Origin of the sequence: Microcoleus sp., from assembly GCF_049646505.1 — a bacterium.
Taxonomy (GTDB): domain Bacteria; phylum Cyanobacteriota; class Cyanobacteriia; order Cyanobacteriales; family Microcoleaceae; genus Microcoleus.
The window spans coordinates 1-22,625 of sequence record NZ_JBARVX010000598.1 but is presented as its reverse complement, the minus strand read 5'-3'; the positions used below and the strand labels follow the sequence as shown (position 1 = coordinate 22,625).

Annotated in this window: 13 protein-coding genes; all 13 read right to left on the bottom strand. The window is 45.9% G+C overall.

The genetic code is table 11. The annotated features are described in order from the left end of the window. Positions 1-388: 388 nt before the first annotated feature. Positions 389-874: a glutathione peroxidase gene (locus WBA89_RS28045; RefSeq protein WP_424410908.1), complete on the bottom strand. Its 486-nt coding sequence runs from the start codon at positions 872-874 to the stop codon at positions 389-391. A gap of 159 nt (positions 875-1,033) precedes the next feature. Further along, positions 1,034-1,927: a DUF2382 domain-containing protein gene (locus WBA89_RS28040; protein ID WP_424410907.1), complete on the bottom strand. Its 894-nt coding sequence runs from the start codon at positions 1,925-1,927 to the stop codon at positions 1,034-1,036. 337 nt (positions 1,928-2,264) lie between these two features. Beyond that, on the bottom strand, positions 2,265-3,122 hold the full coding sequence (locus tag WBA89_RS28035; RefSeq protein ID WP_424410906.1) for a DUF2382 domain-containing protein: 858 nt from the start codon (positions 3,120-3,122) through the stop codon (positions 2,265-2,267). Between the two features lie 321 nt (positions 3,123-3,443). Beyond that, positions 3,444-3,959: a DUF1499 domain-containing protein gene (locus tag WBA89_RS28030; protein ID WP_424410905.1), complete on the bottom strand. Its 516-nt coding sequence runs from the start codon at positions 3,957-3,959 to the stop codon at positions 3,444-3,446. A 222-nt stretch (positions 3,960-4,181) separates the two neighbouring features. Then, positions 4,182-5,846 carry an adenylate/guanylate cyclase domain-containing protein gene (locus tag WBA89_RS28025; RefSeq protein WP_424410904.1) on the bottom strand — a complete coding sequence of 555 codons (1,665 nt, stop codon included), beginning with the start codon at positions 5,844-5,846 and terminating at the stop codon, positions 4,182-4,184. Beyond that, positions 5,821-8,394, bottom strand: a complete 2,574-nt coding sequence (locus WBA89_RS28020; protein WP_424410903.1) for a response regulator — start codon at positions 8,392-8,394, stop codon at positions 5,821-5,823. The genes WBA89_RS28025 and WBA89_RS28020 overlap by 26 nt, the downstream gene beginning before the upstream one ends. Next, positions 8,391-8,783, bottom strand: coding sequence for a response regulator (locus WBA89_RS28015; protein ID WP_424410902.1), 393 nt, complete (start codon positions 8,781-8,783; stop codon positions 8,391-8,393). The genes WBA89_RS28020 and WBA89_RS28015 overlap by 4 nt, the downstream gene beginning before the upstream one ends. A 214-nt stretch (positions 8,784-8,997) precedes the next feature. Then, a complete protein-coding gene (locus tag WBA89_RS28010; RefSeq protein ID WP_424410901.1) occupies positions 8,998-10,422 on the bottom strand; it encodes a hybrid sensor histidine kinase/response regulator in 1,425 nt (474 codons plus the stop codon). A 7-nt stretch (positions 10,423-10,429) separates the two neighbouring features. Then, on the bottom strand, positions 10,430-14,374 hold the full coding sequence (locus tag WBA89_RS28005) for a PAS domain S-box protein (protein ID WP_424410900.1): 3,945 nt from the start codon (positions 14,372-14,374) through the stop codon (positions 10,430-10,432). A 980-nt stretch (positions 14,375-15,354) separates the two neighbouring features. Then, positions 15,355-18,093, bottom strand: a complete 2,739-nt coding sequence (locus tag WBA89_RS28000) for a family 10 glycosylhydrolase (RefSeq protein WP_424410899.1) — start codon at positions 18,091-18,093, stop codon at positions 15,355-15,357. 176 nt (positions 18,094-18,269) lie between these two features. Next, positions 18,270-18,506 carry a hypothetical protein gene (locus WBA89_RS27995; RefSeq protein ID WP_424410898.1) on the bottom strand — a complete coding sequence of 79 codons (237 nt, stop codon included), beginning with the start codon at positions 18,504-18,506 and terminating at the stop codon, positions 18,270-18,272. Beyond that, positions 18,478-21,225, bottom strand: coding sequence for a DEAD/DEAH box helicase (locus WBA89_RS27990; RefSeq protein ID WP_424410897.1), 2,748 nt, complete (start codon positions 21,223-21,225; stop codon positions 18,478-18,480). Before WBA89_RS27990 ends, WBA89_RS27995 begins: the two co-directional genes overlap by 29 nt. A gap of 803 nt (positions 21,226-22,028) precedes the next feature. Continuing rightward, positions 22,029-22,625: phosphodiester glycosidase family protein (locus WBA89_RS27985; RefSeq protein WP_424410896.1), on the bottom strand; the 597-nt coding region annotated here is incomplete at its 5' end.

Sequence of the window (22,625 nt, the reverse complement as noted above, 5' to 3'; positions counted from 1 at the left end):
GTTCGGACTTCACTTTTCATAGAAATCAGAGGACTGAAGTCCTCACTACGAACCAATTTGATTGGAGTCGCAGTCAGGATATAATCTCAATTATTGTTATTTTTCTTTAGGGAACGATGCCATACCTACAAATAACATTGCCAGCCCGCCTCCCAGAATTGCGAAGGCTAGTAAACCTACAGCTAAATCTAATCCCGATGTATTTTCCATTAAATTAAATTATTCTCCAATTAAATCCCATCACCGATATTTCTCAATTGCTGCTAACCGCAAACAATGGGGAAGAGAAGAAAAACCAGCTTTCAAAGTTATCAAAAAAAGCAGATTAACTTCTTCTCCCTTCCCTCAACATCCGTTAAATTCCTTAAAAAATCCGTCGCCGAACAGCTTATTTTGCCAATTCTTTTTCAATGGCGGCAATCAGTTCGGGGGAATCTGGGCCTACGCTGCTGCGGAATCTGGCAACTACTTCACCTTGCTTGCTAACTAAGAATTTCTCAAAATTCCACGAAACCTCACCCTTGGGGTCGGCTTCACTCGTAAGTTTAGCGTACAGCGGGTGCTGCTGGCTGCCTTTGGCGCGTACTTTGTCAAACAATTCAAAGCTGACTCCGTATTTGGTAGTACAGAAATTGACGATTTCTGCGTTACTTCCCGGTTCTTGTGCTCCGAAGTCGTTGCAGGGAAATCCTAAAACCCTGAGTCCCCCAGCGCTGTATTTTTGGCTCAATTCTTCGAGTCCTTTGTATTGAGATGTATAGCCGCATTGAGAAGCTACGTTAACTATCAAGAGTACCTTACCAGCGTACTCTCCTAGCTGCTTGTCTGCGCCTGCGATCGTTTTTACTTTAATGTCGGAGATGGTGCTGGGCATTTTCAAATACTTGTAAATTTGACCACCACAATTTTACCGCAATTTGGTAAGATTTTGTCGGTATGCCGATCGCTCAAAATTTCCAGGTGTTGCTAGCAAGGAATGCAAGTCCTCATAAAATTCAGAGGACTTGCATTCCTTGCTACAAACTATTTTTATTTAACTGTCTGAGTGGTTCTCCGTCATCCATTTTTGGTAAGTTTCCTCTAGTTCCGGGTTCTCCAGAACGAGTTCGATGCGGACTTTTACGCAACCGTGGCGGGGTTGAGAGGCGATCGAGTTTAAGATTTTGCTGGCTTTCTGCACCGAGGTGAATTCAGCCTTAACTGTCGGTTCGTGGCGATCGCTCTTAATCTCCGTCAAATCTATACCGGTGATGCTTCCCTCGCCCAAATCTATTTCGGCCAACACCTTCGGATCGTCGCCTACTTGTTCGACAATCAGCTTTTCCCACTGGATGGGCACTTGTACCATCCGAGTCTCAATTTCTTTGCGGACAATGACTTCGCCGACTTTGCGCTTGCTGCGATTGATCACCAACCGTTCTTCTAGCAGGCGAATTACTTCTCGATCGACAATATCAAAATCTTCCTCGCCCTCCTCTGTCTCTAAATGTTCGTTTGTGCGATCGGCATCTGTTAGATTTGACATAACTGTTGAAGGATTGGTGGACTCGCTATCGGTGAATTCGCTCAGCGCTTCTGAGGGATGTTCAGCAGGTTGAGGCTCGCCATTTGCCGAAATTCCCGGCAGCAGTTCGACTTCCTCTGAATTAATATTTACAAACAAAGCTTTTTCGTGATAATCTACTTTTTTTAGCAGCTTAATACTTACTAAAAAAATGCGGGACATTTCGCTGCCCAGCCCAGATACCACAAAGTTTAACTCACCGCTTGCATCAAAATATACATCTTTTATTTTACCTACCAAGTGACCTTGATTGTCTTTGACCGTAAAACTTTTTAGCTTAGTTCTGACTTTTTCCGGCACCCGGTTGAGACGAGTAATTGATTTTGCCGCTGCTATTTTTTCGGCTGATACTTGACCTTTCATTTGTTAAACTTTCCTGTTTAGGGATTTTTATTATGAATTGGTTAAGGCCGGGGAAGTGCACTTGGCCAAAACCAGACATTTTTTTACCCCACCCGCCTCCTTCCCCTTATATACCAATACGCTTGGGTTAAGAAGACTGGGCGGTTAAAAATACGTTACTCTTTTGAGTCGGCAGGCGATCGGACGAAAGTTTCTGTAAATGTGGTTTCAACCTCAGTCCGATCGCATATTGTGTTATTGAATAGAAATTGCTCGATCTCGCCACAATTCAAACCTGCGCGGTGACAGAATTATGCGATAAATCGGCAATTCCTATTCAATACCTGCTGCGGTTGGTTTAGAGCTTTTTCTTCTTATTCTTATCTACAACCGGAGTGCCGTCGGTGTCAACGTCCAATTCTTCGCGGCGCAAGGTTTCTTCGCCTTCAACCGTGCTGCGGACAACTTCTTTTTTGACGTTGACTTCTTCGCGCACGTAGGCTTCCTTGTGAATGTCGGCCGTTTCTTCGTAGACTTCCATCCGGGCAACTTCCCCTGATTGGAAGTCAGCTTCACCGGCTGAAACTACTCGACCCGCTTCTACGGGCGTTACTCGCTCGATTACGACTCGTTCCTTCTCGACGGGTACTGAAGCTCGCGCTGTTTCAGTTTCCACGCGCTTGCCAACTGCTACTTCGCCTGTTTTGGCGCGGGTTTTGTTGGCAATCAAGCGTTCTTCGTAAAGCTTGAGGTTTTGGTGTTGTTGTTCGTTGGTTTCGTAGAGGGGGCGATCGAGATCGTAGCTGTAGCTGCTGCGATCGTAGCTGGCAGGAGTTGCGGTGGCGGCTGTGCCTCGATTGCGGTAAACGCCTCTTACCTGTTCTTCGCGATCGTAATCTACCGGTTCTAATTCATTGTAAGCAGGCAATCTTTCTGCTTGATCTTTGCTGCGAAGGCCTGTGGCGTAGACGCGGCGAGATCCGTAGTCAAAGCGGGCCGAGCCGATCGGCAGCAATACTTTTTTGCCAAAAATCCAAATCCCGGTATCAATTACCAGATAGCGGAAACGACCCGTTTCATCAACCAAAGCGTCATAAACCGTGCCAAGTTTTTCATCAGAGTCGCCGGCATAAACATCAAATCCCTTGATGTCGTCTCCAGCAAAGATTTCTTCTCGGTAATTAGGATAAAATTCTTCTATTCTTTGAAGTGCCATGTATTTATTCCTCGTTTGTCTACTTAAATTAATAGTAAAAATTAATTAGCTGACTTACCTCTCCCTAAAGTCTGAAGTGTAGAATTTAGGGCGTTTAATACTATAGGAATACTGCCCCGTCTCTTCTGCGCTAGCGAACCGCACGGACGCGGTGCCGCATCCTGCCCTCTCCCCCCGCCGGAGACCCCATTGCCCTGTCCCTAAAGCGCCGGACACCGCATTGCCCCGTCCCTACTGTTAATAATTGTTGACTAGAAGTACAAACATCAAAGCCCCTCATCTTGCGGAAGAGGGGCTTCGGGAAAGCTAGATTTTTTAACTTCAGAGTTGATTGAGCTGAGTTCTGATACTTTCTATCCGTTTGCGGTTAACTCCTAAATCCGACTGTCCCAGACGCGAAGCCGATCGCACGTGGATGACTTTTGCGCCATCATCCACCAAAAATTCCACGTCATCCACAAACCCCATCAAAGCACTGGTGAACTCCGCATAGAGGTAATTATCAGTTGCCGCGATAATTTTAGTTTTCCCCGACGACTCGATCGCCCCCTTGAGCTCGGCCATTGCTTCTGTCGCCGACGAAGTGTAGGCCAAAGGCTCAATTTGGTGTTCGGCATCTTGACTGAAGCTGCTGACGCAGTTGGGGGAAGCAGGGCACGCCGCGAGTTTTCCTGACACAATGCCGATATTGGCAGGTTTTTTTCCAGCAAACATTGTTTTTTCTCCGGGAATTAAGATAAAAGTAGCGATCGCCAGTACCGCTACAGCTACCAGTGATATTAAAATAACTAGGACTCTTTTCAACGCTGTCGGCGATTTTGTTTCAACTGTCTGCAAAGGATTATCCCTCCTAAAATTGCAAGTCCGATCTTATTTTAATATATTAATTTAAATTGAGTTCAAAAAATTAAAAACCTTTATCATCAAGAATTGATTTAAAGCCGGAACCCTGATCGAGATCAATTAAAATCAGACTATTCATTACTCCAATCCTCGAACTTCTTTTGTCAAGTGCAGTCAACAGTCAACCGTCAACAGTTAACAGTCAACCGTCAACCGTCAACCGTCAACTGAATGAATTTGTTCTTCAATCAACCAATAAGTCAACATTGTTCCTTTACCTTTTACCGAAATATGACCCCGTTCTTCAAAAACAAACTGGTCTTTCAAACGCTCGTAAGTTGTCGCAGTCACTTGAATTTTACCGGGCAATCCGTTCGACTCCATCCTAGACGCAACATTCACAGTATCCCCCCACAAATCGTAGCTAAATTTGCTAATCCCAATAATTCCCGCCACCACCGAACCGCTGTGAATTCCGATCCGCAATTCAAAACTTTCTCCAACTTTGGCATTAAACCTTCTCAAAGCTGCCTGCATCTCCAAAGCTAAAAGTGCGATCGCCTCAGAGTGATCCTCCCGCACCGTCGGCAAACCCCCAACCACCATATAAGCATCCCCGATCGTCTTAATCTTTTCCAACCCGCGCAACTCAGACAACCTATCGAATTCCGAGAAAATCGCGTTCAAAATTTCTACCAACTGCGTCGGACTTTTGTGAGCAGAAAACTCCGTAAAACCCACCAAATCCGCAAACAATACCGTCACATCATCAAAATGATCCGCTATCAACTTTTGCTCTTTTTGCAAGCGATCGGCAATAGGTTTCGGTAAAATATTCAGCAGCAATTTCTCTGTTTGCTCTTGCTGCATTTTCAGCGCAGCTTCAGCTTGTTTCCGCTGAATCAGCGAACCTAGCTGCGTAGCAACCGCACGCACCAATTCCAACAAGCGCGGCTGACATTCCAGAACTTTCTCCCGATAAAAAATCAAAATAGCTAACACTTGGTTGTCCGCCAAAATTGGCACGCCAAAAGCCGCTTTCAATCCCACATTCACCGCAATTTCCGATTGCAAAAAAACTTGTTCCGGTGCAATAGAAACATCCTCGATCCATTCAGACTGCTGCGACTGCCAAATCCTCCCCGGAAGTCCCGCACCAGCAGCAAAAGTTAACTGCCAGCTTGTCTGTCGGAATTGGGAAAAAATCGAGTCGCTGACGTACCTGCCTGTAGCGCATTTTAAAACCCCATCACTGCCAGGAATCCAAGCTTCGCCCAGATTCCATTCAATAGTTTGACAAATTAAACCTAAAATCAAATCTATAGCAGACTCAAAATTATCAGATTTGCTAATAGCTTGAGTAGCCTTCAGCAGCAACTTCGTTTCCATTTCAACCTGGTGGCGTTCGGCGATTTCCTGGTGCAGCAGAATATTTTGATCTGTCAATATTTGATTTTTTTCTTGCAACTGCATTTGCAAGGAACGCACAGTAAGTTGATTGCTGACTCGCGCCAATACTTCTTTCACCTGAAAAGGTTTTGTGATATAATCTGCTCCGCCCACCTCAAAAGCTTGTGCCTTATTGATTCCTTCTTCTAGCGCGCTGAGAAAAATAATCGGAATTTCTTTGAATTTCGCTTGGGCTTTCAATTTCTTACAGAGTTCGTAGCCGTCAATATCCGGCATCATAATATCGAGCAAAATCAAATCTGGTACGCTAGATTGAATTGCATCTATAGCAGAAAAACCATTAGTAACAGGTCTAACTTTATAACCATTTTTTTGGAGAAGTCTAATCAACAAACGCAGATTATCTGGCGTATCGTCAACTACTAAAATATCTGCTTGATAGTTTTCAGTTTGTTTCGCCTTCATCTGCATTATCTGATTCCTCCGCCTCGGCAATTAAATTGAGAATTTTCTGGTAATCAAAATTATCGAGATGACCCTGGAGGATTTCGGCAAATTCAGGATGAGCATCCCTTATTTCCTCGATTGTCGTGGAAATTAAGTCAAAATCCGCACTCCGGATTACCTGCTTCATTTTCTCTATCCATTCTGCGGGAAGTTCGGGCAAATAAGCAAGCTCAACATTAGATTGGGAGTCAGATAGAGCGCGACGATCGCCCCTTGACATGAAATCAATTGAGTTAGAGTAGAGATATTTAACCCCCAAGTGTTGGTTGAGAGTATCAAATATATCATTTTTGCGGAAAGGTTTGCTAATAAAATCGTCGCAGCCTACCAATAAAGCAAACGATCGCCTGCCTTCAATTGTACTAGCAGTCAAAGCAATAATCTTCGGAACCGGAGATTCAAACTCAGAAACACTCTTTTGAGCGTTGCCTTGCTGCTCTTGCTCTCTCTGCTGTATTCGGGTTCTAATTTCTTTAGTAGCTTCGTAGCCGTCCATCACTGGCATTCGCACATCCATCAAAATTAAATGCGGTTGCCAATGTTCCCAGATATCTACTGCTTCGCTGCCGTTAGCGGCTTGTTGCAGCGCGAAACCCAAAGGAGAAAGCATTTTGACTAAAAGTTGGCGGTTGTCTTCGCGATCGTCCACAATTAAAATCCGGTAGCAGGGTTGATTTGGTTCCAACCCCGTAACTTCCAGATTAATTTGCGGTTCGGAAATATCAGCCTCATAAACCGCCCCGACTGGAATTTCAAATTTAAAAGTAGTGCCAATTTCCAGTTGACTTTCTACCACAAGTTCTCCTCCCATCAAGCGGACAAACTGACGGCTGATCGTCAATCCTAAACCAGTGCCTTTCTGAGCTTTTTGACCGGAAGCCGTCTGCACGAATGCCTGGAAAACATTGCCCACTTCTTCTGGAGCAATGCCGACTCCTGTATCTTCTATTTCAAACTGAAGGAAAACCATCGGCTCTACACTTGAATCCTCAGCACCTTTGTTCAATTCAAATATTGCCAACTCCCTGGCAGTTATCGCAAAATCCCGAATACTTGTTGCGGTATCAAACATCACATTCGGCCTGTCCAATAAATCTACTGTTCCAGAATTGTCTAACCTTATAATTCTTAAGATTATGCCGCCTGTCTGCGTAAATTTAATGGCATTGCTGAGGAGATTTATCAGCACTTGCCGCAGTTTAACCTCATCGGTTCGCACGTACTGGGGAACGTCAGCCTCCAGCTCGAAAATCAATTGCAATTCTTGAGTTTCTGCCCGCAGTTGAAACATATCTTGCAAGTCGTCAAGCAAGCGGTAGAGGTCGAAGTTTTTCGGGACGATCGCCATCCGTCCCGCTTCGATTTTTGACAAGTCTAAGGCTTGATTGATCAGCGTCAGCAAGTGTTCGCCGCTGCGGTGAATAATTCTGAGATTTTCTCGATTTTCGACAGTAAAATTGGGGCTGGGTTCCAGAATTTGTGCAAACCCGAGTATGGAATTGAGAGGGGTTCGCAACTCGTGGCTCATGTTGGCTAAAAACGTGCTTTTAGCTTTGTTTGCTGCTTCAGCAGCTAAGGCGGCTTGTTGCAGTTGTTCTGTACGTTCTTCAATTTGGACTTCTAAGGTGTGCTGGTAGTCTGCCAGTATTTTTTCGGCTTGTTTGCGATTGCTAATATCTTGAAAAACTGCGATCGCGTAAACAATATTTCCGCTAGCGTCAAAAATCGGCGTGGTATTGATCTCGATCGCAATTATTTTGCCATTTTGACGGATTTCTACATCGTCAGCCCTGACAAATTCCCCTTTCAGCGCGCGCAAAATTGGCAAATTATCCGGCGGGTAAAGCTCATCGGTATTCGCCACATAAAGTTGATAACTTGCAGCTAATTGTTCCGCCCTGCTTTCCTCTATCGTGTCTGCACCCAGCAAATCCTGCGCTGTCTGGTTGAAATAGGCGATCGAGCCGTCGGCATTGTAAACGCACACCCCCACCGGCAAAACTTCTAAAAATTGATTCAGGCGGCTTTCACTCGCAGACAGCGCCGCATTTACTAGCTTCAACTCCTCATTTATTTGTTGCCTCTTCAGGATTTCATCTGTTAACTTTTGGTCTTGCAAATAACTGTGAACAGCTTCTACTACCGTTAATTTCAAATCTTCATTTTGCCAAGGTTTAGGGATATAACGGTACAACTTAGCATACTTGATAGCATTGCTCAAAGCTTCCAAATCTGCTTGGCCCGTCAGCATAATCGTCAGCGTATCCGGCGAGCGTTCGTGAATTTGTTTGAGCAGTTCGTCCCCTTTAATATCCGGCATAATATAATCGGAAAGCACCAAAGCAATCTCGTATTCATCAGCCTGCAAATCTGCCAGCAACTCTAAAGCATCTTCCCCCCCCTCAGCCGTTTCAATAATACAACTATCCCCGATCGCCTTTTTCAGTTCAATCTTTAAACTTTGCAAAACATCAGGTTCGTCATCGATACAAACAATCACAGGTTTTTTCATAACTTAGCCAGCCCAGATTTGATCGTCTCTATTAACTCTTTGCTGCTCCACGGTTTGTACAAACAGCAGTACAAATCAGCTTCTTTGACTGCCCGCTCAACTGCCGCTACATCAGCTTGTCCCGTCAACATCACCGTAATAATTTTAGGATATTTTTGGTGAATTTTAATTAAAAGCTCATCACCTTTAATTCCCGGCATCAGCCAATCAGAAACAACCACAATCACCTGAAATTCTTCTTGAAAATCCTCAAGTAAATCTAAAGCTTCATCACCACTTTCAGCTAACTCGTAAAAGTAATCATCTTTAAATTCATTTTTGAGCTGCATTTTGAGAGTATTCAAGATATCGGGTTCGTCGTCAACGCAAAGGATTACAGGCTTACTCATAGGTTTATAGCTGTTGGGATTTTAGCGGGCGGGCTTGCGAAAATGACTTGGTGCTAGGTGATTGATTTCAGGCTACCAGACAAGGTATCTATCCCCCATCTTATACCATTTTCCATTTGAGCATTGAAATTGTCAATTTAGAATCATTCATGACATAATAGTATGGAGCGCGGGTTGAAACTTGCATTCTTTTTTAAACAACAGTAAGTTTTATTTAATAGATTGGCAGCGACACTGTAAAGGTTGTATGCCCCGGTACAGACTCTACATCAATTGTGCCTTCGTGTTTTTTAACAATTTTTGTCACAATATCCAATCCCAAACCGCTACCTTCCCCCGCAGATTTAGTCGTAAAAAATGGCTGAAAAATTTTGGGAATAACTTCTGGGGGAATGCCTTTGCCGCTATCAGTAAATTTGAGCAGAATATTTTTGTCTTGCTTTTGAGTTTCTATAGTCAAAACACCTTTATAATCCATTGCTTGCAGGGCGTTGTGAATGAGATTCGTCCAAACTTGATTTAAGTCATCGGGATAGCAAACTATTTTAGGTAGATTTCCATAATCTTTAACTACTTCTATACCGTATTTAAGTTGATTTTGATAAAGGGTTAACACCGTTTCAATACCGTCGTGCAAATTTGCCAGGACTTTTTCTTGCTTGCTATCAAAATGAGCGTAGGTTTTCAACGCAAATACTATTTTCCCGGACTTAGCTGTCGCTCTTTGGATCAGGCTAATACTTTTTTTAAAGCTGACAAACTGATAAGCAGTATTGAAAACTACTTCCCAATCCGGCAATTTAAAAAGTGGCAACAAATGTTCTATGTCTTCGTAAATTTCCATATCAACTAAAGTATCGGCAATTTGTTCAGGATCTTTCACAGATTCTGCCGCCAAACAACCAATTAATTTCTGCTTAAATTTCCGCTTCTCTTTGCTAGTAAATGATTTTTCTTGATGGGTAGCTCTGTAAAGCAAATTTAAAAAATAAGCTTGGCTTTCTTCAGAAAATTCTTGAAAAAGTTCAGGCATTTTTAGTAAGTTTTCATCCCAAAAATTAGTAATGTTATCAATAGATGAACCTATAATACCCAGCGGGGTATTGATTTCGTGGGCAATCCCGGCAATCAGTTGTCCGAGTGCAGCCATTTTTTCCGATTGAATCAACTGCTCTTGGGTGGCTTGCAGTTCGTGGATCGCAGTTGCCAAATCTTGATTTTTTTCTTGCAAAATTTGTTGCAGCGAACAAATTTTCAAATGAGTTTCGATCCGGGCTAAAACTTCTTCAACCTGAAACGGTTTGGTGATAAAGTCCACTCCCCCAACTTCAAAAGCTTTGACTTTATCCATCACGTCATTAATCGCACTGATAAAAATTACCGGAATATCTTTTGTGATTTCAGAATCTTTGAGCTGCTGACAAACTTCATAGCCGTCCATCTCCGGCATCATAATGTCTAGCAGCACTAGATCCGGAGGCATTTTTTGAGCGGCAGAAACTGCTAGTTTGCCGTTGGGAACCGGGCGAACTAGATAGCCTTTTTCGCTCAAAATTCCTGCCAGCAGCCGCAGGTTTTCGGGCGTGTCGTCTACTACTAAAATATTAGCTTTATTGGTATTCGGTAAAGTTAAATTCATTGGGTATTTACTGTTGTTCGCTGCGAGATATCGTGTTCAAAATTATGTCATATTCAAAATTATTAATGCAATTTTCGAGCGTGTCGGCGAGAGAGGGGTTGACAGTGCGAATTTGTGCGATCGAACTGGCGATCGCCTCCATGTCCACACTCAAAATATTTTGCTTGAATCGATCCATCCAATCGGCGGAAAAAGAGGCCATATCCTCCGGTGTCAGCACCTCCTGACTTGAGTCCCCTAAACCTGCCGCACTGGCTGCTGCTGGATCTTCATAAATATAGCGTACTCCTAAATGTTTGCCCATTGCCACAAAGATATCCTCCTCCCGGAAGGGTTTACGCATAAAATCATCGCAACCCGCCGAAAGAATCACCGCCCGTTCTTCCTCCAAAACACTAGCAGTCAAAGCTACAATCGCCGTTGCTTGCCCGCCCGTTGTAGTTTTAATCTGTTTCGTTGCCTCGTAGCCGTCCATCACGGGCATTCTCATGTCCATCCAAATCAAATTCGGCTGCCACTCCATAAAAATATCCACCGCTTCTTTACCGTTATTCGCTTCTTTGAGTTCAAATCCGAGCGGACTCAGAAGTTTTACCAAAAGTTGGCGGTTCAGGGGCTTGTCGTCCACAATTAGTAAGCGGTAACGCGGCTGATTCGGTTCTAGGGCAACAACTCGGCGTGCAGTTTTTTTGCTTTCAATATCAGCAGCTTCAACCAGATGAACTTGGATGTCAAACTCAAATATCGTACCTTTTCCGAGTTCGCTGCTAACAGTAATTTCGCCTCCCATTAATTGCACGAACTGGCGGCTAATCGCTAAACCTAAACCCGTTCCTTCCTGAGAATCTTTACCTGTTTTTGTCTGCACGAATGCTTCAAACAACTGAGAGATTTCCTCAGCAGCAACGCCTGCACCGGTATCTTGAACTTCAAAATGCAGCCAGTAGCGACCGGGCAATTTGTCAGTGCTGTTTTTGTGTAGCTTTCCCCTTCCTCCTTTAACTTGCAACGAGACTCCCCCTTCCGAAGTAAATTTAATCGCATTGTTGAGCAAATTAATTAAGACTTGGCGCAATTTCACTTCATCGGTGCAAATGTAATGGGGAACTTCCGCATCCCTGTTGAAGATTAATTGCAAGCTTTTTTCCTCAGCTTTTAGCGCAAACATATCTTCTAAATCGTCTAGCAATCGGTACAAATCGAAGTTTTTTTCATATATTGTAGTGCGTCCGGCTTCAATTTTTGACAAGTCTAAAACTTGGTTGATTAAAGACAGCAAGTGTTCGCCGCTCCGCAGGATGATTCCGACATCTTCTTGGTTTTCGGGAGACAGAGATTTACTGCGGATCATGACTTGAGCAAAGCCGATGACTGCGTTCAGGGGCGATCGCAATTCGTGACTCATGTTGGCGAGAAAGGTGCTCTTAGCTTTGTTTGCTGCTTCGGCCGCTTCTTTCGCCTGCTGCATTTTAATTTCCGCTTCTTTACTATCAGTAATATCTTTGATAAAACCTTCGTAATAAAGTAAATTTCCTGCCTCATCGCAGACAGCGCGACTGTTTTCAGAAATCCAGATGATGCTGCCATCTTTGCGGTAAATTTCCGATTCAAAGTTAGCCAGTATCCCGTACTCGTCCATCAGTGCAGTAAATTCCTCGTGGCGGTTGGGATTTACGTAAAGCTGGTTTTTGAAATTCGGCTGCGCTGCGATTAATTCTTCCGGCGATTCGTAACCGTAGAGGTTAGCTAAAGCGGGGTTAGCGCTGATGTACTTTCCGTCAGCAGCAGTCTGAAAAATGCCGTTTAAAGCGTTTTCATAAATGTTGCGGTACTTTTCTTCGGCTTCCCGGAGAGCGTTTTCTGCTTTTTGGCGATCGGTAATATCGCTAGAAATCGACAAAAAACAAGCTTCTCCGTCAATATCGATAGTTTCAATCGACAGCAGCGCCGTTCTTTCTGTACCGCTTTTATTGCGAAACCTCAGCTCGTAATTGTGAATTGCCGTTTTGTTTTTCAACATTTGAATCATGCGGTCGCGCTCTGCTAAAGTCGCCCAAAAATTCAATTGTACCGCTGTTTTTCCAATGATTTCTTCGTGACTGTAGCCCATCATTTGACAAAAACTGTCGTTGACTTCAAGATGGCTGCCGTCACTGATTCTCGTAATCGTAATCGCATTTGGACTGGAACGAAAAGCTTTAGAAAACTTTTCTTTTGCCTTGGCAAGATCGGCGGTGCGTTCTGCAACTTGCACGGCTAAATTTTGATTGTATTGGGTTAACAGTTTCTGAGCCTGTTTGTGTTCGGTAATATCTTGAAAAGCGCACATCCCGTAGATGATATTTCCTTGGGCGTTGTAAATAGGAGTTCCCCAAACTTGCAGGGGAACAGTTTTGTCAGTCAAGCAGATTTCAATGTCATCAACAGTTACACTTTTGCCCTGCAAAGCATTTAAAATTGGGTCGCGCTCCGCTGGGTAAATTTCCTGAGTGCCAGCCAAACAAACTCGGTAGGACTCGCGTAAATCTTCGGACTTTGCTGCTATAATTCCTTGACCTAAAAGTTTCTCTCCAGTCGGATTAACGTAGTGAGGTTGACCGTTTCGATCTACAATAAAAATGCCTAGCGGTACTGCATTGAGAAATTGTTTAACTCGGCTTTCATTTTCCGAAATCGAAGTAAAAGAATGCTGCAATTGCTCTGCCATGCTGTTAAAAGCAACGGCAAGTTCTCCGAGTTCGTCTTCGCGATTCAGGGCGAGTTTTGTATCCCATTCATTTTCTGCCAAAGCTTTCGCCGCCGCATTCAATTTTAAAATCGGCCGTACCACCCATTTAGCAGTAAGAATTCCCAGAATTGTGGCGACGATCAAAGCTGCAACCGACAGTAAAAAAGTAGTGCGCGTGTTGGCGTTAATTTGCTCCATAAAGTCGGACTCTGGCACAACTACGACAATCAGCCAATCCAAGCCCCGATCGTCTTTAAAAGGAGCTACTTCCATAAAATTGCGCTTCCCCTCAACATCAAAGGTAAGCTGCTGAGAATTCTTGATTTTATCTAAGTTACCGTAAGTTTTTTCTAAATGCTGTGCGGTTTGGCGAATTACGGGATTCTGGCTTTCTAAAGCTTTGATGCGTTTTGCTTCTTTACCTTCCACCACGAATTCTTCACCCGCGGTTGAAGTGGCAATTAACATCCCGGAGCGCTCCATTACAAAAGTTTGCCCCGATTTGCCAATTTTCAAGCTGACGAGAAATTCTTTAATCCGGGAAAACAGCAAATCGCTGCTAGCTACTCCTAACAATTTGCCAGCGTCATCGTAGATAGGCAAAGCAGCGGTAATTGCCAGTTCTCTTGTCAAAAAATCTGTATAAATTGGAGTCCAAACAGGTTTTTTGGCTGCGGCTGCTGCTATGTACCAAGGGCGAACTCGCGGGTCGTAAATATCGGGAGAAATTTGTACTAATTCAACGCGGTTTCCCTGAGAGTCAGAAGTATATCGAGCTAATTTGTTGCCTGTTGAGCTGTCGGCAGCAGATATGAGAGTTCGCTCTTTAGTGCGAATTGCTCCGGAGTGTTCTCCATTTTCTGTGGCTACGTAAATGATGCTGATCGAGTCAAAATATTGAATTTGTTCGAGAAAATGAAGTTCTAGTTGTTGTTTATTTTCTAGGTTCAACTGCCCCAATTTTAGACCTTGAACGTTGAGGTGATTGACGATGTGGGGAATTGACATATAGTTTTCCATGCGGTCTTTGATGCGATCGCTAATTTCTGCCCGCAACTGAGCTGCCACATCGTTAACCGCCCGCTGACCGTTTTGGAACGACAGCCAACCTACAACTCCTACGGTACCGACAATTTGCACTAAAAAAGGCACTACGAGCACGGTTTGTAATGGAACTTTACCTAACATTTTGGCAGCAAAGCGATTGAGCGGTTTAGGAAACATATTCATCCTCAGAGTTATTAGTTATTAGTTATTAGTTATTTGTTATTTGTTATTTGTTATTTGTTGTTGGTTGTTGGTTGTTGGTTATTGGTTGTTGGTTGTTGGTCAGTTGGTAGGGGCGGTGTTCCGTACCCGCCCTCTTAGTAGTCATTAGTCATTAGTCATTAGTCATTGGGAAGAGTTTCGATTGCATTTTTTTTCTGTTTGGGCTTGTTTAGGCTGCAGTCTATTGAAAATAGTACAGTCGATATATTTAAACTAATATAGCGTATTTTTGCTGATTGTTTTGGCAACTACTTATACTGATAATTTTGTGCGATCGACCTAAATCGAAATTATTTTATTGAAAGCAGAGTAATATGGTTGATTTAGTGCTTTCAATCGGTTTCAGCAATGTATCAATGTCCTAGCTACCGAGAAGGTTGCTATATTTTGCAAAATTGTCAATAAGGCTTTGAGGAGCGAGATATCGGGCCTACCCCACTCATTGTTCGATCGTTTTTTACATAAAATTTAAATGCCGCAACAGCTTATATTGCACAATTGTCAATAAGGCTTTTATGGACGGGCAGGATGCCCATCCCACAAGAAATTCACTTGTTGTGGAACAGGCCGGACAGCCTGTTCTTGACAATGGTGCAAGATGTCAGTCAGTTTAAACTGAGATGTTGCAGCAATGTCAATTGGGGCTTTTTCGTGGGGGAGGGCGGGTTTATTGAACTTGTTTGTTGCCTTTAAGGCTCAAGAGTGAACCCGCCCCTACAGGATTATTGAAAATGGTGCAAGATGTGAGTTTAAACTGAGATATTGCAGCAATGTCAATAAGGTGATTTATCGTGGGGGAGGGCGGGTTTCTTTAACCTGTCTGCAAGCTTTGAGGCTCAAGAGTGAACCCGCCCCTACAGGTTGTTGACAATGGTGCAAGATGTGAGTTTGAACAAACAGTAGCTAACGAGTACGCGCACCCTAAACACCTGTTTTTACCTGCGATTGAACTCCACCCTTTCGCCGTAACGCAACAGCATATCCAAACTCTCCAAACGATTTTGCCAAGTTTGTACCTGATAGCTATTCTCTCCAGAATGCCAGCGCATCGAAGATTGAAACTGAGATTGAAAACTCGCCAATAATCTTTTAGCGGTAGCTAAACTTTCAGTAGAAGGATTGGCCGCCAATCGGCTCAATGCAACACCCAATTCGTCCGATCGACTTTGCAGAACTTTCAGTTCAGATTCCGACACCCGCAACTGATTGTTAGCCAACAAAAAACTCCATTCCTGCTTGAGAGCAGTATACCGCGAAGCTGCCGCCGCAAACGGCTGCCGGTAAGGAATCGGCTCCGCTGCTGAAGTAGAGCGCACCGGCGGGCCTTGAGTGCGGTTAAAAAAGCCTTGCATGGCGCTGCTGATACTTTCCACCGCAAAAATAGCATAGCCTCCTGTGGGCAAATCGCGCAAAGCTTGAATTTGGTCGATCGCCACAACTTGCGGGAGAGTCAACAACTTAACCGAGGGAGAAATCAAAGCCGAACCGAGCATTTGTTCCTTCGCCAAAGGTTCGGTGATGCGCTGAAGTCGGTTCGTATCCAAAGCATAAGTCATCGGCACAATCAAATCTACAATACCCTGACGGGCCCAAACTTCCCAATTTTGCTGAATTTTGTAAATCCGCTGACTTGCAGGGTGAGGAAACACCGCCACCGAGAGAATTGTGCGCGGATAGTTCTGCCGCAAAAGCTGAGAAACTTCAGCTACAAAACTGTTGATTTGATTAGTTTTAAATTCAACCCACTGCCGCCACAAACTGCCGTCTTTGGGAGAAATATTCACCGGATCTGCACCGGTTAACTGCTTGAATTGCTGCCTTGCGGCAATACCGTAGCCGTAGGTAAAACCCGCACTGTCATTTTGAAAAGGATAGCGAATGTAGTCTAACTGCACGCCATCTACTTTGTAGCGGGTGGTAATTTCGTTGATAATTTGGAGTAGATAACTGCGCGCTTCCGGGTTTGCCGGATCGAGATAAAATTTACCGTCATTAGGATTTTGGATGCGTCCTTTATTGTCAATATTTGCCCAATTTGGATGAGCGGAAAGCACTGGGCCTGGATAAGAATTAGGTTGGCCAATTAAAGCATTGTGGCGTTTATTTCCGGTGGCAAAAATCCAAACCCAAGCGTGCAGTTCCATGCCTCGTTCGCGGGCTAATTTAACCGCAGATTCTAGGGGGTCCCAGCCAACTGTGAGGGGGTTTTGTTGGGGTGCAACTTGACTGGGATAAATCGGATATCCGGCATTTAAAGTTTCAAAGAAAACGGTATTGATACCGGCGGCGGCGAGCCGATCGAACACTGCAGCCAAACCTTGTTCGGATCGAGCTGCGACGATCGTACCGCGATCGAGCCAAACCGCCCGAATTTCCGCCCCGACGCGCTGCCCTTCCTGCGGGTAATTTTGCCACAGCAACTGGCGCGCTTGCACCCACTGCTGTCTGGCCTCGGCGTATTTTTGCTGTTGCAGGAGTTGGTCAAATGTTTGCAAAACCTGTCGCGCGTTGGCGATCGCCCGGGTTTTCGTTGCTTGCAAAACAGGCGGGCGATTGGCTGCAGGAGCGCCAGCACTGTTGCTTCCCGCTACCAGTTGAGGGGGGGCAGGAGCCGCGAGATTGACGGCGGTATTGCCTGAATTAGATGCTGTCAGGGCGCTTTCAAACCTACCGAGGAGGTTGGTGAGTTCTTGGCGCATCAAGTAGGCTTCAATGCTGACGATCGGCTTGTTGGAATTTGCCTGCACGTCCAAACCCGCCGGCGCAGACTGATCCGAAGGGTCTGTAAAAGTTGCGGGTACTGGGTCTGGAAGCGCACCCGATGGAGAAAGCCTGCTCAGCGGGGTACTGCGCGGCGCAGGGGCGGTGTTTCTAGGGACTCGGTTGGGGGGGATTGGCAGCGGGGGGGCGGCCGCTGTTGGCTGCGCTGAGGAGGCTGCGATTGTGCCTCCCCAGCGGGCGATCGAGGCCCGCAGCCAAGCTGTGTCTGTCTTTGCCGAACCGTCGGTACCCCAGCGCCAGCCGAGATAGGTAGCGCGATCGGTGGCGATCGCCGCGGAGGAACCGGAACTATTTTTCCAAGTCGCGACTGTTTGGCTGTTGGCGTCGGCGGGAATCAGGACACCGCCTTGAACTGAGGCATTTTGTTGTGCCGGGGGCATCCAATTGCTAGAACTGGTGCAGGCGAGATCCCGACAGCGCTGGCGCGGTTCCGGTTCTGCCCGCTGGGTTAACGGAAAAGCCCAATAGGCACCGAGGAGCGATCGTAAAGATTGGCGGACTAAAGCCGGGGAACTGCGGCCGACTGGGCCCGAAGCAATCAAGCGGCCGCCTTGGGAAGCCCAAGCTTCTAAAACTTTAATTTGTGCCGGAGTCAAAGTTTCAATATTGGGTAAAAACAGGACGTTTACGCCTGCTAAATCCGCCACATTTTTAATTTCTTCGAGATTGATTGGTTTGTAAGCGATGCCGCTTTCCCAGAGGCGCGTGGTAATCTTCACCCAGTCTGGAGAATTTTCGGAACTGCGAACAACTCCCAGAACTACTTCTGCGAAACTCGCAGAGGGAAATAGGATGAATATATTTAGTAATGTACTAGCTAGAGTTCCAATTAAGACTCTTTGCCAGAAAGTGAAAAAGCGATTTTTTTGACTCTGGGAGCAGGCTTCATTCATTCGAGCGATTTGTTTAATTTGTTGCATTGACACGATAATTATCCACCACACCGCTATATAAAATTTCAATAACAATTTCGAGCGATCGATCCGCACCATACAATTTTTTATCCTGTGCTGCAACCTGAATCAGGACAATATGCGATCTATCGATTTTAGATTTTAGATTTTGGATTTTAAATGTGGGTGTATTCCTCATGACTGTTGGCTGTTGACTGTTGACTGTTAACAGTTGACTGTTGACTGTTTGGGCATTTGAACCATACCGATGCAACCGAAAACAATTTGAGATTAAAATCTGCGTGCATTTGGATTGAAAAACCCAAAATAAAATTTAGATGCCCGACAGCCAACAGCCAACAGCCAACAGTCAACAGCCAACAGTCAACTATTTTCTGGCGTTGCAGCTTCATTCACCGGGAATCGATCGATCAACTGCATCGCCCGACAAGCATTTCGGCGCAAAGAATCCGAAACGTGGGGAACGTGAGGAATCTGAGACAAGAAATCCAAAGTCCGGCGCAAAATCCGCACCACATCCCCTTCATCCAAACTCGTATGGCTAATCAGTTCCAGCCATTCCACACCCAGAGCCCACTGTTCCACCAAAGTCACTAAATCCCGTTCCAGCCAAATCGGGATCGCAGCTTCGTGCTTGCGCTGCACTTGAAACAACCTGCGCCGCAGCCCTTTTTGCAGGTTGTCCAAAGGTGCCAAAACTTCCGGCGACAGCGAGTAGTGAGTCCAACTGTCGGGCCTGGAAACTTCAGTCACCAAAGCAGCGCAAGCAGCAGCGAGGTGGTGGGGGTCGAGTTCGTCAAATTCCGCCGACATCAGCGACAAACCCAGCCACAGTTCGTTATCGCCGCGAATGGCGGCGCAGGCTTGACCCAAGATGGTGGGTACTAACCTGTCGGAGGCCTCGTCTCGGTTTACACCTGCCGAAATTACTCTTTCCAAACAGCCGAAATTCAGCAAAATGTCGATTAAGTTGAGAAATTCTTCCCAGTAGCGGGCTTGCTGCTTTTCTAAGTCTTGTTCGCTTTTGCGGATTTCTTTTTTGAATTCTTCCCGGCGGCGCTGGCGCTTGAGCAAAGTACCGGGATTGCCCCATTCTAGAACTGGGTGAGTTTCTAGTTTAGCTTCTAGGGCTGCGATTTTTTGCTGTTGCTCGATCGCCTCCGGGCTCGGTTCCGGTGCGGGCAATTCTGGGATTAATTGAGCAATTGAAATAGTTTCTTCGCTTCCCAAGCGGCACTGGCCGAGTCTGAGGGTCATTTCCGGCGGCGGGTTCAAGGTATCTGCAGCGCTCAAACGGGGTAGTTCGGCGTGCAGGGTGGCGACATCGCTAATAGCAACGATATACCAGCGGTTATCTTTGCCCAAGCAGACCAAATTTGGTGCTTGGCCCGAACCTGCGATTTTGGCAACCAGTACGGCGGGCACGGGAGTTGTGTGCGATCGTTTAGCTGTGGGAACGTGCTTTCCCTTGAGACTCAAAACCGTGCCGAGCACTGCAAAAGCTACAGCTACGGACATCTCCTTAATTCGAGCTTCTTCTGCTTGCTGCAATAGAGTTTTGAGCAAACGTTTGTCTTCTTTGAGCCTTCCCTGCAATTTTTCGTAATGGGCGAGGTGTTTTTCCATGCTAGAGACATTGCCTCCGGCCGCCAGGGACTCTTCGATCGCCGCTAATTCTGTTTGCAGCCGGTCTAATTCTGTTTGCTGCGGCTGCAAGTACAAGGTTGACAGGTATTGACCGAAACTGCGCTCTACTAACTCTTGAGCTTGATCGATCGTGTGAGTTTGCAGCAAATTTAGCACCATGCCGTAGCTGGGCGTAAATTGACTGGCGAGGGGGTCGGCTTTGGCTGTTGCCAAATAAGAAGCTTCTTTTGCGCCTTCAAAGCGCGTCTGAACTGCGACTACGTGCCCCAGCTCGTCCATCCCCCGCCGACCGGCCCGACCGGCCATTTGCAGGAATTCTGAAGCGTTTAGCAGTCTGTGTCCTTTGTCGGTGCGTTTGGACAGGGTGGAAATGACTGTGGTGCGGGCGGGCATATTAATCCCGGCTGCGAGGGTTTCGGTGGCAAATACGACTTTAATCAAACCTCTACCAAAAAGTTCTTCTACTAAGCCTTTCCAAGCGGGTAAAATGCCTGCGTGGTGGGCTGCGATGCCTTTTAAAAGTGCTTCTTTTTGACCGAAACGTTCTGCTTCTGGGTTTCGCTGTAAAAAATCGTCAATGATCCGTTTGAGTTCGGCTGTTTCGGCTTCGTTAACCAGGGATAAATTTCCGACTTCTGCGACTGCTTGGTCGCACCCGCGGCGGCTGAAGATGAAGTAGATGGCTGGGAGCATATCTCGATCGTCCAACCGACACAAAACATCGGTCAAACTCGGAGTGGGAATGCTGCCTCTTTCTGCTTTTTGCTTCTTTTTGGGGACTAGCCGGACATTCGCTCTTTTGCCGGTTTCGTCTAGGAGGGGGAATATGCCTTTTTGATTGGCGAAGTGGAATTGCAGCGGCACTGGCCGAAAGTCTGAGTAGACGAGCTGCGTGGGCCCGTGGACTTTGTTGATCCAGTCTGTGAGTTGCCCGCTGTTGGCGACGGTGGCTGAGAGGGCCAGCAGTTGAATTTCGCTGGAACAGTAGATGATCGATTCTTCCCAGACTGTACCGCGCTGGCGATCGTTCATGTAGTGACATTCGTCGAGCACCACGGTTTCGACTCCGGCGAGGGAAGTACCCACAGCTCCGATCGGCGTACCGTAGAGCATATTCCGAAATATTTCCGTAGTCATCACCAAAATCGGCGCGTTTCGATTGACAGAGATGTCGCCCGTCAGCAAACCTACCATCTCGTCTCCAAATTGTCTGCGGAAGTCGCGCAGCTTTTGGTTGGAGAGAGCTTTCAGGGGAGTTGTATAGAATACGCGCCGCCCCCTAGAGAGTGCTTGATGGATGGCGTATTCGCCGATTAACGTTTTCCCGGAGCCTGTGGGAGCGCACACCACAACGGATTTACCTGCATCGAGGGCGGCGATGGCCTCTCTTTGAAAGTTATCTAGCTCGAAGGGAAATATGGTCTTCAGATCCAGCTCTGGGCGGTTCTGGGAATTATCTGGCACAAGAATTATTATGAGGTTTCAGGGTGATTTTGCTTAAATCTTGCTGAAAGCAAGTCAGCAGAGGACTGTACTGATTTTAAACCTTTGTCAGCCGATCGGCACTCAAAGGAAGAAGAGAGGGGGCATGAGATAATTTTTCTTTTGCTTTCAATTGTTGCCTAATACCAATTTCATAAAGTAGCGCTAGATATTACCCCCCCAACCCCCCCTTATTTCGGGGGGGGAGTGGGGGGGGTAATAGCACATATGAAAGAAAAATGGTATAACTCAACTTTCAGCACTCAAGTCCTGAGTACAAACTTACAGCACTTTTCAGCTATGCAGGTGCGCGAAAACTCGGTTGCTGCAGGCTTCTGTCCCCTGTAGGCCCTGATTCCCGGTTGGGAGTGCGTACTGAATCGGCCTGCAATCTGCTTTTTGCGATCGGCATTTTTTTAATTTTCTAAGATATTATTTAATGACCTCATGTAGATTTTGGCTTAATTTGAGAAACCGGGTTTTTGGCAAAAATACCGCCTCAAAACCTGTAAGCCCGGTAAAAACCCGGTTTATTCGATCGCAAATGCCCCGGCGGTTGGAAACCGCTACTACACAGACGAAACCTGCCTCCGCAGGTTGGGAAATTCACATTTCCTAGCAAATGCCCCGGCGGTTGGAAACCGCTCCTGCGTGGACTGGAAAATTCACATTTCCCAGTCCACGTAGGTGGACTTTGTTTGTGTAGTAGCGGTTTCTAACCGCCGAAAATTCTGCAAATTAATGCCAAAAATTAATGCCGAAAATTAATGCCGCAAATTAACTAATTAAGGTTGAATGAAAATACCGATCGCATTATGGACTCTCGCAGCAGTAGACGGCGGGCGATCGAGCAAACTCCCTCCCAAATACAAACTCGTCGAACTTCCCCCATCCAAATTTAAAGCCTCCACAGCACCCATTTGCTGCAATATCTGCGCTAGTTCCGCAAAATTTGGGCCCGCCCCGCCCGCGCGATTGTGCACCGCTACAATCAGCAAATTCCCCGCAGCAGTTCGCCCGATCGCACTCCGAATCGCCGTCTGTCGAACATAGGCATCGCTAAACCCTTCCGCCTTAGCATCCAAAACAACTCGACTGTTTTTTACCAACACCGGCCCGCCGCCTAGAATGTAAGGAAAACGGTTGAAATTTGCCGGAATTGTGTTACTTTCCAAACGCAATAAAGTGCCAGCAGTTAATTGAGAAGCAGGGGAAAAATTGGAACGCAAAGCCAAAACATAACCGTTTGCTGGAATGGGAAAAGTTGTTGTTCCCTGGGTTCCTCCGGGGGATTGGCTGACAACTCTATCGCCCGCAACTGTCACAACAATTTCATTATCGGAAAACGGAGTATAAGTTGTGCCCCCATCAAGATTGTAGCG

Excerpts from the sequence above, each read along its gene's own strand:
- WBA89_RS28045 (WP_424410908.1), bottom strand. The coding sequence starts at position 874 with ATGCCCAGCACCATCTCCGACATTAAAGTAAAAACGATCGCAGGCGCA.
- WBA89_RS28040 (WP_424410907.1), bottom strand. The coding sequence starts at position 1,927 with ATGAAAGGTCAAGTATCAGCCGAAAAAATAGCAGCGGCAAAATCAATT.
- WBA89_RS28035 (WP_424410906.1), bottom strand. The coding sequence starts at position 3,122 with ATGGCACTTCAAAGAATAGAAGAATTTTATCCTAATTACCGAGAAGAA.
- WBA89_RS28025 (WP_424410904.1), bottom strand. The coding sequence starts at position 5,846 with ATGCAGATGAAGGCGAAACAAACTGAAAACTATCAAGCAGATATTTTA.
- WBA89_RS28020 (WP_424410903.1), bottom strand. The coding sequence starts at position 8,394 with ATGAAAAAACCTGTGATTGTTTGTATCGATGACGAACCTGATGTTTTG.
- WBA89_RS28015 (WP_424410902.1), bottom strand. The coding sequence starts at position 8,783 with ATGAGTAAGCCTGTAATCCTTTGCGTTGACGACGAACCCGATATCTTG.
- WBA89_RS28010 (WP_424410901.1), bottom strand. The coding sequence starts at position 10,422 with ATGAATTTAACTTTACCGAATACCAATAAAGCTAATATTTTAGTAGTA.
- WBA89_RS28005 (WP_424410900.1), bottom strand. The coding sequence starts at position 14,374 with ATGTTTCCTAAACCGCTCAATCGCTTTGCTGCCAAAATGTTAGGTAAA.
- WBA89_RS28000 (WP_424410899.1), bottom strand. The coding sequence starts at position 18,093 with ATGAATGAAGCCTGCTCCCAGAGTCAAAAAAATCGCTTTTTCACTTTC.
- WBA89_RS27995 (WP_424410898.1), bottom strand. The coding sequence starts at position 18,506 with ATGAAGCTGCAACGCCAGAAAATAGTTGACTGTTGGCTGTTGACTGTT.